Source organism: Thalassolituus maritimus, assembly GCF_900156675.1.
Taxonomy (GTDB): domain Bacteria; phylum Pseudomonadota; class Gammaproteobacteria; order Pseudomonadales; family Oceanobacteraceae; genus Thalassolituus; species Thalassolituus maritimus.
In genome coordinates this window covers 1-12,985 of sequence record NZ_FTOH01000001.1, presented here as the reverse complement: position 1 = coordinate 12,985, position 12,985 = coordinate 1, and the positions used below count along the sequence as shown (strand labels likewise).

Sequence of the window (12,985 nt, the reverse complement as noted above, 5' to 3'; positions counted from 1 at the left end):
ATTGCGACTACACTCTTATTAATCGCAGCGAAATGCCGACGGTATGGGGTTTACATTTGTTCACCATAAATGACATGGCGGACACCGGAAGCCAGGGAGTAGCTGCTAATCTGAAAGTACGTTCAGAAAACGAAACCAATAAAGGGCGAACCATGACTCAAGCGATGCGAGTGACTGCAGACAACAATAACGATATCAGCACTATCCTATCGGAACGTGTACTGATTCCTGTTGGTTGTGATCACTGCGACAAGGAAACGGAAGTCAGTCTGGAGACTCTCAAGAGCACCAGTACTGTGATGTGTGAACACTGCTGCCATGTACGGCCATTCAGCAACGCTGAAATGAACATGCTCCTGGCGGTACTCGGTCGTGCGGGATACCGGGTACCCTAACGAATCTGAGCTCTGAGAGATCAGAGCTCTGGCTGCACCAGCATAGGAAGCAGCATACTCAGATAGCGCCGGAGAATCCTCTCTGGTGCATCACTGTCCCCCTCATCAAGCAATAACTGATACTCAACAGAATGCAGGATGGCCATCACGATGGCGGTATCTTCCTCAACCATCTGAGATCCCATCAGCATGGTGATTTCCCGAACGGCCTCTGTCAGAGCCTTACGATGCATCAAGGCGAGACGTCGCACTCTGTCTTCGACAAATACCTCATAACGGAACGCCTGCTCGCTGATCAACATTCGCGTGTCCTCGGCAAGCTTACCCCTCGAGAAGCCGCTGAGGCTGGTCACTAAGCGCTCAATCGCCTCAAGCTGCTGTCGCGGGTCCGTCATGTCGTATCCGCGGATATCTCTCGCGGTGTCACGGAATTCCGAAGCAAACTTCTGCACGTACGCAAGCGCCCACTCGGTATACAGAGTAAAGGCATCCGCAATCAGCTCATGAATGTCTTTGAAATAGTAGGTCGTCGCAGCCAGTGGAACTTCTGCTTCAGCGGCTACTGCTCTGTGCCGGACACCCCTGACGCCATCACGAACAATGATGCGCATCGTCGCTTCAAGAATCTGCCGACGTCGCTGTTCGCTTTTCTCGCGACTGGTTCGTCGCCCCCGATATTTAAGCTCGGCCTTCCCATCTGGGGCAGGGCGGCTGTCATTATTATTATTCATTATTGTCCCTCGCTGAGGGCTATTATGGGGAATTACCAAGGGCGAATGAAGCACCGAAGCGGCAAGACATACGCTAAATTTCCGTCAGTAGCGGCAAGATTCGACGAAAACCACTCTTAGAGTCATCCACGATAGCGCTAAAAGTCTATATTTATCAGGCAGTTACATTCTTGGCACAGCCCATGCTATCTCCTATCAGAACAGGAGAATTAACATGTTGCTTAACGCGCTCACTAACTATCTGCAGAACCAGCCCGCCAGTTCCGACCTGCAAAGCCAGCAGGCCCAGGCGCCTTCCGGTGTATCCGAGCGCGCAGAAACCGGCTCTGACGATACCTCTCCTGCGCTATACACCGTCTCTGACCGCGCTGTGATGATGAGCGCTGTCGCTATGGAGTTTGATATCCACGCGCTGGCACCAGAGCAACTCGGGCAGTTTCAGAACCGCCTGCAGGAATACGGCCTGATTGATAACCAGGGTATTCAGGCACTGAGTATTGTGCACACTGCCCGCCTCAACAGTGAAGACGACGGCGCTGTTGATGCAAAAGCCATCATAGATAAGGCGTACCAGCAGACTCAGGAACCGGGAACGACCTACAGCCAACGCAAGCAGATTCACCAACTGCACACGCTCTTCAGTAACCTCGATTCGGCAACTCCGCAGCAAAAAGCTTCATAATTCATCAAGGATGGTACACTGGATCTCCCATTTTTAACGGAGACCCGTAACGTATGTTTCGTCCGCTTCTCGTGCTGACCCTGATTCCCCTCCAGACTTTTGCTATCACCAATATTGAAGAAAAACGCCGCGCCGCGGATGCCGACGGCTGGCAAAGCAGTGCCACTGTAGGGCTGGATGCACAATCAGGAAACACCAAAGAACGGGAATGGAATCTCGGACTGAACACCAGCCGGCAGAATGCAGAACACCGCGCCTTCGGCTGGTACACCAGAACTTATGAGTCTGTTAATGACGAACGCACCAGCGACAATACCTTCGCCCACTTACGTTACGTGCATAACTTTCGTGCGACAGTAGGCCAGGAAACGTTTCTTCAATACGAGCGTGATCCGTTCGCTGAACTGCAATATCGTTTTCTCGCCGGTGCCGGCGTACGCTTTCAGAAAACTTGGAAAGAAGACCAGCTGATTCGTCAGGGCGTTGGGGCTTTCCATGAGTCGATTAAAGAAGATAACGGCGCAGGCGATGAAGAAGCTCAGCTTACGCGTCTGAACCTATACACCCATGGTGAAACACCGCTGGGCTACAGCCATATACTGGGTACCGTGTACTTCCAACCGTCCGTTGACGATACCGATGATGTTCGAGCGCTGGCGCGCTTTAAAATGCGTTTGCCGTTAGCCAGCAACACCGATCTCAACTGGCAGTGGCAGACCCGCTGGGACAGCCGTCCGCCGGAAGGCGCTGAAGAACTGAACCATCAGACTCAGCTATCGGTCGCTGTGCGCTTCTGATCCTCGCGCATGAAGGCCCGTGACGTTTATACGACGGGCCTTCATTCATCAGAGCGCTTCTTCCATCCACTCTTTCAGCCAGAACAGTGCATCGTCGTCTGGCGTCTGAGTTTCTGTCGCATCAATGGTCACACGCGGTACAGGCGCCTTGCCCTGCAACTCAATGAAACGTGCTTCCATCAAAGCGCCCGCCTGACAGAAGGTCATATCATAAGAGCTGTCTCCCAGGCAGATCACACCAAACGGACGACCATTCTGACCTGGAGCCTGTTCTTCCAGAGCAATATAGAATGGTGACAGGTTGCTTGGGATATCCCCCCGACCTGTCGTTGCAGTAACCACCAGAACCGCATCCCAATCACCACTATTTAATGCACCAATACTCGCTTCTGTATCGACCTGGGCCTGATGCCCTTCTGTACGCAATGCGGCAGCACATGCCTCGGCCACCGCTTTTGCTGTACCGCTGACCGTACCCACAGGAATATAAACTCTGGCCATAACACCTCCCGAAAAGCGCGGAGTATACCAGCTCCTGCAGATCTCCCCGTCGTCTGCTTTACTTATATAAGTAGCATGTCTTGAGTGAGGCACTATGCAGGATACATTGATCAACCGCATCGAATCGGCAGTCAACTCGCTGCTGGTACGCTTCGCGCCCGTCTGGTACGCAACCCAGTCGGTCCAGAACATGACACTGCCAGACTATGCGCCGCTCAATCCACTCAGCACGGACGCAAAGACCTGGTTTGACCTGCCTGCGGCACTGATGCAAACAAGTATTCTGCTGGTTGATGAAGCCCATGGCTGGCAAGGCCTGGGGAAAGAACTGGAGCACCTGGCCGTCCAGAAGCAGGTTCACCGGCCGCTCTCAATTACCCGATTAACTGGCGCCAGAGAGCTGCCTTCCAGCGACGCTATCACCCAGGCACAGACACTACGGGACGCTGCACTGACTGATCAGGAGCTGGAAGCGCCAGAAAACGAAGAAACCTTTGATCAGCAGATGCGTGAATTGCCACGCACACTGACGGCCACTCACCGTGAGTGGGACGGACGCCTGCTGCTCACTTCTCACGAGCTGCTACCTCAACTGCTGCCGCTGATTCGCTATGCCGGCGCACGACAGCGGGATGCCATGGTGCCAGCGACGGTCACCATCGAAGGCATACGCCAGGAAGCCCTCGAACGCATAAGAAACAAGTATTGGTGGTTTCTGATGCACCCGCAGAGCGCCGAGGCGCTGGTTGTACTGTTGAGGCAATGTGGCTTCTCTGCAATCTCATCCGGGCCATTGGGTAAAGACGGAAAACACGCCTTCTTTTTCTGCAACAAGTCCTCACAGGGCCTGAATAAGGTCATCTTGCACCTGATGTCGTCCAAGCGCAGCGCCCAGCTGTCAGAGTTTGGGCGATTTCTGAGCAAGCACCGCCACCGCTTCCGCACGCCGTGATAAATTTGGTTACATTGCCGTATGGCGTTAAATGCCCTCTTTATAGTAAGGTATGGCGTCATCGAACACGTTAAAATTCGGCCAGTGATTAAAAACCACCGAATCGAACAACGTAACGCCCTGTGCGACAGGCATAACAATAAGACGGATATCCCATGATCAGAGGCACCTGGAGTCTGACGGACCCACTGGTACCGGTGAACATTCCGGCCACCATGCTGAAAGTCGGCGAAGATAAAGGCGTCAGCCGTGACGACCTTCTTAAAAATACAGGCATCAGCGCTGAAGTGCTGGATGACCCATCTGCACGCCTGACCTATCAGCAGCTGTTATTTCTGGCTGAGAACCTGATCCGTAACTATCCGGACGACCGTGTCGGCCTTGATCTCGGTGCAGCCATTAACATCAACCAGTTCGGTATGCTGGGCTACGCCATTCTCAGCTGTGCTGATCTGCGCAGTGCACTGCAACTGGGTATTAAGTACCACACTCTGGTCGACCCGGCGTTCACGTTTGAAGTAATGAACCTCGGCGATACTTCGGCTGTACGCCTCACCAGTCACATTCCATTCGATCATATCTACCGCATGATCTGTGATGTGTTTGTGGCGTCGTTCTCGACGCTGGCCCGCTTCCTCACCGGACGCTACGACGCTCAGCCGATTGAGGTACACCTCAACCACCCAGAGCCTGAGTACGCCGCACGTTACAGAGAATTCTTCGACTGCACGGTAAAGTTTGATCAACCTCGTACTGAGTTCATCATTGATAACACGGTACTCGACTTCAAACTGGTCATGGCCGACAAGGCAACAGCCGCCATGGCTGAAAGCCAGTGCGAAGAGATCCTTGCGCGTATGGGTCCGAAAGAAGGCATCATTGCCAAGGTACGCCGCATACTGCTGAGCAACCCCGGGCACTTCCCACCGGTCGACGACGTCGCCAGCCAGCTGGCCACTTCAACCCGGACTCTCAGCCGCAGCCTGCAGGATGTAGGTACGTCGTATCAGCGTATTCTTGATGAAGTGCGTAAAGAGATGGCGATTGAATACCTGCGCAGCTCTAACCTGCCGATTGAAGAGATCGCAGCCTTGGTAGGTTACAGTGATCCATCCAACTTCCGTAAAGCGTTCCGCCGTTGGACACAGAACGCACCTTCGTATTATCGCGAAGGTAAATCCTGATATTTCAGTGCCCCTTCACCGGGGCACAAAACCTTTTTACCCCCCGGTAAAACAACCTTTCCTTTCGTCATCATAGCTTCACCGAGCTGAAACCTTTCTGTCATATCGCAATTGCAAAGTAGTGTATATGCACGAAGAACAGGCAAATGCGATGACACCAGAGCTATCAAGAATCACCATTGTGACCGAAACTTACGCCCCTGAAGTCAACGGCGTAGCGCACACACTGGCGACTCTGGTATCCGGCATGCGAGCGCGCGGGATTGAAGTTCAGATCATTCGTCCACGCCAGAATAAACACGACCACGGCGACGAGTATTCACTGACTCTGCCGGGCCTGCCAATCCCGGGTTATCCGGAACTGAAGTTCGGTCTGCCTTACTACCGCCGTGTTCTTTCAGCGCTGCAGGAATTTAACCCTCAGGCCATTTACGTGGCGACCGAAGGGCCTCTCGGCTGGGCCGCCTGTAAGGCAGCAGAAAAGCTGGGTACAGGCGTTGTCAGCGGCTTCCATACGAACTTCCACCAGTATGGCAAACACTACCGCCTCGGCCTGATAGAAAACCTTGGCTACCGCTACATGCGCTGGTTTCACAACAACACAGCCGCCACTCTGGTACCCACACAAGCACAGGCCGATGAATTAAACAGCCACGGCTTCGAGCGTGTCAGTGTGATGGCACGCGGGGTAAACAGCGAACAATTCTCGCCTGAACATCGCAGCCAGGAATTGCGGGCCAGCTGGGGCGTTAACGATGACACGCCGGTACTTTTATACGTGGGTCGTATCGCTGCCGAGAAAAATCTTCAGCTTGTCGTGCGTACCTACGAAGAACTGAAAAATCAGGACAACAGCATTCGTCTGGTACTGGTCGGCGATGGCCCTGAATTAGAGAGCATTCGTCAGCGCCACCCAGAAATTATCTGTGCAGGCATCCGTCGCGGAGAAGACCTCTCCCGCTATTACGCCAGTGGCGATATTTTCCTGTTCCCAAGCCTTACCGACACCTTTGGCAACGTCGTCACCGAAGCACTCGCCAGCCAGCTTGGCGTCGTGAGCTTCGATTACGCCGCCGCCCACGAGCATACAAAGGACGAAGACAGCGCAATGCTGGCTCCGTTTGGCGATGAACAGGCATTTATCCGCGCCGCCCTATCGCTCAGTGAGCGTCCGAACCTGCTCAAACATATTCGTAAAAACGCCCGTGATATTGCTCAAGGCATTTCATGGGACAGCATTATCAGTGAGTTTCTGCAGCAACTGACTGCAGCTCAGAAAGAGGTAACATCGAATGGACATTATCAAGCAACGCGAAGCAAGAGCCGAGTTTCTGTTCCGCAGAGCGGATCACTTTGAACTGAGCCTCTGCCAGCGCCTCAATCGAATGGGGCACATGCGGGCAATCCGCCTGTTTTTCAAAGGCGTCAGTCGCCTCGGCGATGGAGTGTTCTGGTATTCACTGGCATTAGCACTGCCACTGCTGGCGGGCATGGAAGGCCTCGCAAAACTTGGCCATATTACCGTCGCTGGACTGGTGTGCATTCTGGTCTACAGTCAGCTTAAAAATCGCCTGGTTCGTAAGCGCCCGTTTATTTCATTTCCGGACATTCACGCACACACAGCGCCTCTGGATAAATACAGCTTTCCGTCTGGCCATACGATGAACGCTGTGAATTTTGCGGTACTGTTTACCTGGGCGTATCCACCACTCGCCTATATCGTTATTCCGTTCGCATTTCTGGTTGCACTGTCTCGCGTTATCCTGGGTATGCACTACCCCACTGACGTTGTTGTCGGTGCCGCACTGGGGATTATCCTGAGCTGGACATCACTGCTGCTGTTTCCGCTAGGAATGTTCGCGAACGTTCTTAATTGAAAGAAATAACACGAAAAATTCAGTCAGCTCGATGTATTAATCAGAGCTGACTGAATTAAAGAAACTTCCCTGCCATACCACTCCCACCGCATAGCGGTTCTGACCATCAGCAAACGTCTGGTCTGAGATATATTCAGTACGGAACTGCACCTGAGGCCGCCACTGATACAACCAGGCCGCAGTAAAACGCTCGGGCGTATGACCCTCTTCACTTAACGCGCCTGCACCTTCACCAAGAGTCTCTGCAGCCGCACCGGTAAGCGTATTATCCGCGACGAAGCGTTCAGCCCGCAGAGCAATCGTGTGTTTGTTTAATGTCAGATACGGCTGTACCCAGACGGCATACTGATCGGCCGTGACGTCAGCTTCGCGGCTACCTGAATCGTGGAGAATACCTTCCATGTTCAACTGCGCCCAGGCGCCTTTTATGCCAACACGAGCAGATTTTCCGACGCCGACACTGGCCCCTGCATGAACGCCCGTCAGATCGAGATCACAGGTATAACGAACATCCGGAAATTGCACAGCCTGCTCACCCGGCGCCGCGACCGGTGTATGTTGATGCCCACCACCGTAACGGTGGTCTGCCCGCGAACTGGCCTGCGCCCGGTAATGCCAGGCGCCGATATTGGCTTCGACAGAACCAACAGAAAACGAGTAGCGCGCAAAGGCATCCCACGCGCCGCCATCAGTACCATCAGTTGCAGGGAAGGCTTTTCCCTGCCAGATCTCTGCTCCAGCAGACCAGCCAGCCGTTTCGTGCAGCCAGATACGTATTCCCTGATCGTGAAAATGACGGCCAAAAAATACATCGGCAATTAACGAAGGTTCAGTAAATTTCGACGTCGACCTGTGCGCCAGCAGTTCGGGCGAAAATGCTGCCGACATCCGGCCGACGTCAACGACCCAGGGGCCTTTCACATCGCAGCAGACAAATCCAATACTTGCGTGTTCGATACCCACACTCTGATGACCATCGCTGCCATCGTGTGTGCTGACTCCCAGCTTAACGAAGGTATTTTCGTCGAGGCGTTTCGCTGCCGTCACGGATACTTCATCCAAGCTTACACCCTGTGATACTGGCCATGCATCGCCGCCCATAAAGGCGCCCGGAATTTGCCAGAACTCATACTGATCGACCGGTGACGCAGAACGCCATGTCGTCATCACAGTGCCATGCACCTGCGTGGGCTCGCCCTCCGCTGGAATGTAATGGGCATACACCTGAGACGGTAAAGCCAACACGAGAGACACCCCCGCCGCACTGGCCAGACGCTTAGCAGGAATCATGGTTATCTTCATACAATAAATTTCCAGCGAATCATTAACATTATCTGGCGCTTAATCAGCGCGCCACGGATTGGAAAATCGAGGATCTGTGAGAAAGGCGTCGTCGGTCAGAGATTCAAGAAATGCCACCAGATCGCTGACCTCTGCATCAGTAATCTGAAACGATACCAACACGCCATCTTTATACGGGCTGATACGTCCATCACCCGCATTCTCACCTGAGGCAATCACCCGGCCGCCTGCGGCATAATTGCGTATAACGTCTTCAAGGGTCGCCACTGACCCATCGTGATTATAAGGTGCAGTGACGGCGACATTTCGCAAGGATGGCGTACGGAACTGCCCCATATGATCCGGGTTACCCGTGACTTCGTGGCGCCCGGTATTCGGGTCTGGGTAAGCGCCCATACCGTCAATGTTATAGAGGCCGGTGTTATGAAAAAGAGGTTCGAGGAAAGTGACACCACGGTCTATGGTGGCATCACTGAAGTTATAGCCATCGTGGCAATGAAAGCACTCAAGACGCTCGCTATTAAACAGGGCTTCGCCGCGCTTCGCAGATTCGCTCATCTCGCCGCGATCAAATGCGCTGTCGAACGACGTCATCCCGCGTACAAATGACGCAATGGCTTTGACAGAATTATCCCAGGCCAGCTCACCCAGTAACGGCTCCTCCTGCTCAGGAAAAGCTGCGGCATACAAACGCAGGTAGGTTTCGTCTGCCTGAATCGACATCAGTACCTGTTCGAAATTACTCTCGTTAATGCCATGCTCAATGGGCGATTCGCCAAACAAGGGCAGCATGACCTGCTGCTCGATTGTGGCCAGAGCTGGGTTGCCCCACGTCAGATTATTAAAGTACGCCGCATTGGTCAGCGACTGGCTATTGCGTGGATGCACCTCGCCAGTCGCACCCAGCGGATGCTGTACACCATCGCTGAACGCACGCGCCTGTTCGTGACAACTGGAACAACTGATTTCACCATTAACCGATAAACGCGCATCGTAAAAAAGATGACGCCCGAGCTGGAATTTTTCTTCCGTCATCGGGTTATCGTCGGGCTCGTAAGGGAGCGGAACAGACGCTGGTACGCGCCAGTCAAACGCCGATTCGCGCGCACCGGCATCATCGACGAATGTCTGGCTCTCTGTCTGGCAACCACTCAAAAAGAGAGCGGCTGCAACAAGAGCGAATAATCCGGTAACGTTAATTCTGAACACAGCAAACACAGATCTGATCACTCAGCGGATGCTTTCTCACGCACGGAAAATACCGATTGTTCAGACTCTGCATTTTCACCCGCTCCTAAATCCAGGCCCAAACCCAGATTAGCGAATACAGCCTCACACTCAGGGTCGGTCGTGCCCGACATACACCCCGGTGCACCACCCTCGTCCTGTGCCACACTGACGCCACTGACCAGCGCCGCGTAATCGATCACGATCTCAGCCTGCTCGACATCAATAGCGCCAAGCTCAATCGTGATTTCAGGGCGGTTAGGATTTTCACAGGTTTCTGGCTCGGTGCCCGACTCCAGATCGGATACCGACACTGGGCAACCCGTGCTACCGAGGTGCATATTCCAACGATTGCCTGTGCGTTCGCCGTCTTGCGGGTCAGTCCAGCCACCTACCGGAGCCACATCAATGCCCGTGAACTTATATCCGCCCTGCCAGTTCCAGCCGGCGCCAGATGCCCGCCCAGGATTACGCAAAGGCTCATCAGCCGCTGCCTGATCCTTGTGGTTCAGATCAAAAGGTACTCCCAAGGTGAAACGAATGGCCGCGACCGTTACGCCCTCTTCGACTGTTGCGGTGACTTGCACACCATCATTAAAGTTCGGGTTAACATCGGCCTCCGCTTCGCACCCAAGAGTGTCACGGAAATCGAGCTGAGCTACGCGGCTGTTCTGTGACGGGCTGGTTTCAGAAGCATCACTCTCACCTGAACCGGTTGTCGATACATCATCAAGGCTTACTTCAATCTCAGCGCCTGTGTCCGTCACCAACTTAAAATCGTGAACATAAAAACGGAAATCAACAAAACTGACGGTCGTCGCGTCACTACCCACATTCAGGTAATCTTCACCGCAAACAACATCAGCATCGCCCACCACGGCCGCAAACGGGATAGTCGCGGCAATCTCACGAGGGCCTACGATTTCAGTCGACGAGCTGCTGTCACCACCACATGCGGTCAAAAGCGCAGAAGAAGAGAGCACGGCTGAAGCAATCAGCGCAGTCGAGAAAAAAGACGTCGGAGCAGTAAATAAGGGGCGCACAGTGTCATCCTGTCGGTAGGTTACAAGTGCGACGAATTATAGAGACGGTGCCGGGATTGAGAATGCGACAGGTTGTCGCAGTTGGGCAGACCCAGCCCTCAGGGGGAGTTATAAGAACTCAAAACAGATTCAGCTGCTTTTCACTGATCTGAGGAAAGCGCCCACCGATACCTAACAGGCGTACAGGCTTGTCTTCTCGCTTCAGAGCCTGAAGCAACAACCGCTGAAAACCCTCGGGCGTCGCCGACTCCTGAATATCGGCCATGGTGGTCTGAGTGAAATCAGCAAACTTCACTTTTACGAAAGGCGCCAGCGCTTCTGGCTTCCAGGAGGTTCGGCTTACCCTTTCCTGCCACTTCTCGTACAGAGCCGCGACCTCAGCCACGCACTCTTCATGGCGGGTCTTATCCTGAGCATAGGTACGCTCGACACTGACGGACTTGCGCTCACGATCCATACTCAACGGGCGGTTATCCTGCCCCCGGCAACGCTGATATAAATGCACACCTGAGCGACCAAAACGACGTACCAGTTCATTGAGATCCCAGCTTCGTGCGTCGTCGCAGGTTTCGATGCCCAATACCTTTAAGCGCGCCTGAAACGCCGGGCCAATGCCCGGAATACGGCCAACAGGCAACGCCTTCACGAATTCATCCACTTCTTGAGGCGGAATCATCTTCTGGCCATCGGGCTTATTCCAGTCACTCGCGACCTTCGCCAGAAACTTATTCGGTGCACCACCCACCGACACACTGATACCTACCTCGTGCCTGACGCGCTCACGAATCTCAGCCGCTACCTGACTCGCCTGCTGATCCGGATCTAACTCAAGATACGCCTCATCAACCGATACCTGCTCAAGTAAGGGTGAATAATCACGCAGGATATTCATCACCTGAGCAGAGACCTCACGGTACAGCTCCATACGACCACGCAGTAGAACCAGATCAGGGCAAAGACGACGCGCCGTCGCCGTCGCCATCGCTGAACGAACCCCAAATTCACGAGCCGGATAATTACAGGTCGCGATAACACCGCGCCGGTCAGACTCGCCACCAATCGCAATCGGCACATCACGCAGATGCGGCTGCTCACGCATCTCAACCGCCGCAAAAAAGCAGTCACAGTCGATATGCAATACCTTACGGCCAGGCTCACTCATGGGAACGTCACTCCTGCCCCAAGCGAAGGGCAAATGCTCATGATGAAATACTGTATACATAAACAGTATATTTGGCAACACCGTTAAATTCAGTGCTCATTTGCAGGATCAGAACAAAACGAGCATGCACACTATGAAACCTATCAATAAGAAATTCTCTATTGAAATCAGTCAGTTACAAATCCTGCTGGGGTGATAGTGTGCGGAATGTAAAGCCAATAGAGGTGTGTAAACGCGCATGCTCACTTTCACACTGGCAAAAGGCGTCGCCTCAGGCACTTTTCATAGTGGTGACAGGGGGTTATGCTCGAAACATCGAAAGGAAGCGAGGCGTCAAAACACGCACGCTCACGAAGAAACTGTTAGCGATACATAGGGACTCTAATCTTGTACCAAATACGATACTGGAATTTGCTGAAAGAGTTGAAAGCGCAAGTTGCGTACCTCCATGAGTATGCGGCAAGTGATGAACTCCTCGATAAATCGGTAAATATATTCCTCGCTGTTACATCATCTGCAAGTATTGCTGGTTGGGCTTTGTGGAATGAGTATCAGATAGTTTGGGCATGTATAATTGCAGCATCCCAAGTAGTAACAGCGATCAAGCCTTTTCTTCCTTTTAGGAAACGACTGAAGGCAGTCTCAGACCTAAACACACAAATACAATCTATCTTTCTGGACGCAGAAACAGGTTGGTACAGGGTTTCTGAAGGCTGTCTCACTGAAGAAGAAATTCATCAAGAAACAGTAAGGCTTAAAGGGAGGGTCTTAAGTGCCGAAAGAAGCACTTTGAATGGACTAGTCCTTCCTAGAAAGCGAACATTGAAAGAACTTGCAGAGCAATCGGCAGACGAATATTTTACAGTCAACTACTTAGGAGAAGGATGATGGGCGGTAAACAGAAGCAGGATAGCAATCGCGGGAGTATCACCCCAAATAGTGGCCGAAACTTACCTAACATGACTGTTAAAACACCTATGCCACCCGTTAAACCACCAAAGTCTTCAGGTTCTGGAAATAGCGGCAATTGTAATAGCTAACAAGCGACTGTGGTTCAACCGTAGCTAAATAATTATTCATAAGACCACTCCTGACCATTCCGGATCATCGCATTCAGGATGGTCAAAAACTT

At 52.9% G+C, this 12,985-nt stretch carries 14 protein-coding genes; 8 read left to right on the top strand and 6 right to left on the bottom strand.

Annotation, left to right across the window (positions count from 1 at the left end):
* Window positions 1-56: 56 nt before the first annotated feature.
* Complete coding sequence (locus tag BW941_RS00070) at window positions 57-395, top strand: hypothetical protein (RefSeq protein WP_139325699.1); 339 nt, start codon at window positions 57-59, stop codon at window positions 393-395.
* 20 nt (window positions 396-415) lie between these two features.
* On the opposite strand, the gene BW941_RS00065 is transcribed toward BW941_RS00070, so the two are convergent.
* Window positions 416-1,126: a TetR/AcrR family transcriptional regulator gene (locus tag BW941_RS00065; RefSeq protein WP_068439406.1), complete on the bottom strand. Its 711-nt coding sequence runs from the start codon at window positions 1,124-1,126 to the stop codon at window positions 416-418.
* A gap of 214 nt (window positions 1,127-1,340) precedes the next feature.
* Here BW941_RS00065 and BW941_RS00060 point away from each other — a divergent pair, with 214 nt between their 5' ends.
* Window positions 1,341-1,808, top strand: coding sequence for a hypothetical protein (locus tag BW941_RS00060; protein WP_068439405.1), 468 nt, complete (start codon window positions 1,341-1,343; stop codon window positions 1,806-1,808).
* A gap of 53 nt (window positions 1,809-1,861) precedes the next feature.
* Window positions 1,862-2,605 (top strand): DUF481 domain-containing protein, encoded by a 744-nt coding sequence (locus tag BW941_RS00055; RefSeq protein ID WP_076513152.1) that lies wholly within the window; start codon window positions 1,862-1,864, stop codon window positions 2,603-2,605.
* A gap of 48 nt (window positions 2,606-2,653) precedes the next feature.
* Here BW941_RS00055 and BW941_RS00050 read toward each other — a convergent pair whose 3' ends face one another.
* Complete coding sequence (locus BW941_RS00050; protein ID WP_076513149.1) at window positions 2,654-3,106, bottom strand: flavodoxin domain-containing protein; 453 nt, start codon at window positions 3,104-3,106, stop codon at window positions 2,654-2,656.
* A 94-nt stretch (window positions 3,107-3,200) separates the two neighbouring features.
* Between BW941_RS00050 and BW941_RS00045 the strand changes: the two genes are divergently transcribed.
* The 4 genes from BW941_RS00045 (at window position 3,201) to BW941_RS00030 (ending at window position 7,119) form a co-directional block, all read left to right on the top strand.
* The gene (locus tag BW941_RS00045) at window positions 3,201-4,058 is read left to right on the top strand and encodes a DUF6685 family protein (RefSeq protein ID WP_076513146.1); all 858 of its coding nucleotides are present in this window, start codon (window positions 3,201-3,203) and stop codon (window positions 4,056-4,058) included.
* A gap of 155 nt (window positions 4,059-4,213) precedes the next feature.
* Window positions 4,214-5,242 (top strand): AraC family transcriptional regulator, encoded by a 1,029-nt coding sequence (locus BW941_RS00040; protein ID WP_076513144.1) that lies wholly within the window; start codon window positions 4,214-4,216, stop codon window positions 5,240-5,242.
* A gap of 127 nt (window positions 5,243-5,369) precedes the next feature.
* Window positions 5,370-6,599: a glycosyltransferase family 4 protein gene (locus tag BW941_RS00035; RefSeq protein ID WP_245820013.1), complete on the top strand. Its 1,230-nt coding sequence runs from the start codon at window positions 5,370-5,372 to the stop codon at window positions 6,597-6,599.
* Window positions 6,535-7,119: a phosphatase PAP2 family protein gene (locus tag BW941_RS00030; protein WP_068439396.1), complete on the top strand. Its 585-nt coding sequence runs from the start codon at window positions 6,535-6,537 to the stop codon at window positions 7,117-7,119. Before BW941_RS00035 ends, BW941_RS00030 begins: the two co-directional genes overlap by 65 nt.
* 36 nt (window positions 7,120-7,155) lie before the next feature.
* On the opposite strand, the gene BW941_RS00025 is transcribed toward BW941_RS00030, so the two are convergent.
* The 4 genes from BW941_RS00025 to dinB all read right to left on the bottom strand — a co-directional run bounded on the left by BW941_RS00025 (window position 7,156) and on the right by dinB (window position 11,853).
* Window positions 7,156-8,421 carry a hypothetical protein gene (locus BW941_RS00025; protein ID WP_217693552.1) on the bottom strand — a complete coding sequence of 422 codons (1,266 nt, stop codon included), beginning with the start codon at window positions 8,419-8,421 and terminating at the stop codon, window positions 7,156-7,158.
* Between the two features lie 39 nt (window positions 8,422-8,460).
* Window positions 8,461-9,630, bottom strand: coding sequence for a methanobactin export MATE transporter MbnM (locus tag BW941_RS00020; RefSeq protein WP_245820012.1), 1,170 nt, complete (start codon window positions 9,628-9,630; stop codon window positions 8,461-8,463).
* 17 nt (window positions 9,631-9,647) lie between these two features.
* Entirely contained in the window at window positions 9,648-10,691 is a 1,044-nt protein-coding gene (locus BW941_RS00015) for an MbnP family copper-binding protein (protein ID WP_245820011.1), read from the bottom strand.
* A 118-nt stretch (window positions 10,692-10,809) separates the two neighbouring features.
* The gene (dinB, locus tag BW941_RS00010) at window positions 10,810-11,853 is read right to left on the bottom strand and encodes a DNA polymerase IV (RefSeq protein ID WP_076513140.1); all 1,044 of its coding nucleotides are present in this window, start codon (window positions 11,851-11,853) and stop codon (window positions 10,810-10,812) included.
* A gap of 411 nt (window positions 11,854-12,264) precedes the next feature.
* Here dinB and BW941_RS00005 point away from each other — a divergent pair, with 411 nt between their 5' ends.
* Window positions 12,265-12,741 carry a hypothetical protein gene (locus tag BW941_RS00005; RefSeq protein ID WP_076513137.1) on the top strand — a complete coding sequence of 159 codons (477 nt, stop codon included), beginning with the start codon at window positions 12,265-12,267 and terminating at the stop codon, window positions 12,739-12,741.
* The last annotated feature ends 244 nt before the right edge of the window (window positions 12,742-12,985 follow it).